The organism is Streptomyces sp. NPDC055140 (assembly GCF_053607285.1).
The window spans coordinates 1-1,957 of record NZ_JBSGTG010000160.1; the positions used below are offsets into that span (position 1 = coordinate 1).

Consider the following 1,957-nt stretch of genomic DNA (forward strand, 5'->3'; position numbering starts at 1 on the left):
CCAGATGCACGGACGAGCAGGCTTCACCCTGCTCCGCCACCGCATCCTCCTCGGATAGCGACACGATCCGTCACCACCGAATATGAGACAGGGCCCAATCAACGGTGTAATTGGGGCTGTTGAGGTTAGTGGCGTGCTGCGCTGAGGCGGCCGTCGAAGGTGATGTCGAAGGCGTTGAGAGCGGTCTTCCAGCGGCTGGTCCAGCGGGCTTGTCCCTTGCCGGTGGGGTCGAGGGACATGATGGCCATGTAGACGCATTTCAAAGCGGCCTGCTCGTTGGGGAAGTGGCCGCGGGCTTTGACTGCCCGGCGGATCCGAGCGTTGACGGACTCGATGGCGTTGGTGGTGCAGACGATCCTGCGGATCTCGGTGTCGAACCGAAGGAACGGGGTGAACTCCTCCCAGGCGTTCTCCCAGAGCCTGACGATCGCCGGGTATTTCTTGCCCCAGGTGTCGGCGAATTCGGCGAACCGCTCCAGCGCGGCGTCTTCGGTCGCGGCCGTGTAGACGGGCTTGAGAGCTTTGGCGATCTTGTCCCAGTCCTGACGGGCGGCATAGCGGAAGGAGTTCCGCAGGAGGTGCACGACGCAGGTCTGGACGATCGTGGCCGGCCAGACAGTCTCGACTGCGTCAGGCAGGCCCCTGAGGCCGTCGCAGACGAGCATGAGGACGTCGCCCACGCCGCGGTTCTTGATCTCGGTGAGGATGTTCAGCCAGTGCTTGGCGCCTTCGCCGCCGTCACCGGCCCACAGGCCGAGGATTTCCCGGCGGCCTTCCGTGGTGACGGCCAGGGCCACATAGATCGGACGGTTGGCGACCGCGCCGTCGCGGATTTTCACGTGGATGGCATCGATGAAGATGACGGGATAGACCGGGTCGAGGGGCCGGTTCTGCCATTCGGCCATGCCCTCGAGGACCTTGTCGGTGATGGTCGAGATCGTCTGGCGGGAGACGTCTGTGCCATAGACCTCCGCCAGGTGGGCCTGGACTTCTCCTGTCGTGAGACCCTTCGCGGCGAGTGAGATGACCATCTCGTCGACGCCGGTCAGACGCCGTTGCCTCTTCTTCACGATCTTCGGCTCGAACGATCCGTCCCGGTCACGAGGCACGGCAATCTCCACCGGGCCGACCTCGGTCAGCACGGTCTTGGAGCGGGTTCCGTTGCGGGAGTTGCCGCCGTTCTTGCCCGCCGGATCATGCCGGTCATAGCCAAGGTGATCGGTGACCTCGCCCTCCAGAGCCGACTCCAGAAGCCGTTTCGTGAGCTGCTGCAGCAGACCTCCCTGGCCGGTCAGCTGCAGCCCCTCGGCCTGGGCGCGACCTACCAACTCCTCGATCAGCTGGTCATCCACCGCCCTCGCTGGCTGCGGGACAACCACCTCTGAACTCGCGTCCTCAGACGTGTTGTTACTGGTCATCAGTGCATCCTCCATGATCAGGAGTTACACCGTTCTTCTTACTGGTGGTTTCAGAATGAGGTTCGGAGTCGTCTCAAGCAGATGATGCTGCAGGCGAACTGAAGCAGGCCCAGGTGGAGGTCGGCACGTATCTCGTAGCGAATCCGAAGCCGCTTGAACTGGTGGAGCCATGCGAAGGTGCGCTCGACGACCCAGCGGGTCTTGCCCAGGCCGGAACCGTGCGGGACTCCGCGGCGGGCGATCTTGGGTGTGATCCCACGGGCTCGGACGAGACGCCGGTACTTGTCGTAGTCGTAGCCGCGGTCGGCGAAGAGCCGCCGGGGCCGGTGGCGGGGTCGGCCACGTAGGCCACGGATGCGGGGTACGGCGTCCAGCAGCGGCATGAGCTGGGTGACATCGTGACGGTTTCCGCTGGTCAAGGAGACGGCGAGCGGGGTGCCCTGCCGGTCGACGATCAGACATCCGATGCGGTTAAGGAGTCAAGCGGCGGTTGCGAGGACGGTCTGGGGTTGGGTGGGAAAGGCGATGGTCTCGTCGTA

General features: G+C 64.3%; 1 protein-coding gene and 1 pseudogene. Both read right to left on the reverse strand.

What is annotated here, in order from left to right:
• Positions 1–125 precede the first annotated feature (125 nt).
• Positions 126–1,418: an IS256 family transposase gene (locus tag ACWFR4_RS48595; RefSeq protein ID WP_453658375.1), complete on the reverse strand. Its 1,293-nt coding sequence runs from the start codon at positions 1,416–1,418 to the stop codon at positions 126–128.
• Between the two features lie 50 nt (positions 1,419–1,468).
• Positions 1,469–1,876, reverse strand: a pseudogene (locus ACWFR4_RS48600) (IS5 family transposase); the annotation flags it as partial.
• Between the last annotated feature and the right edge of the window lie 81 nt (positions 1,877–1,957).

What these genes read in the sequence shown, in the direction of transcription:
- ACWFR4_RS48595 (WP_453658375.1), bottom strand. Translation starts at nt 1,418, where the DNA reads ATGACCAGTAACAACACGTCTGAGGACGCGAGTTCAGAGGTGGTTGTC.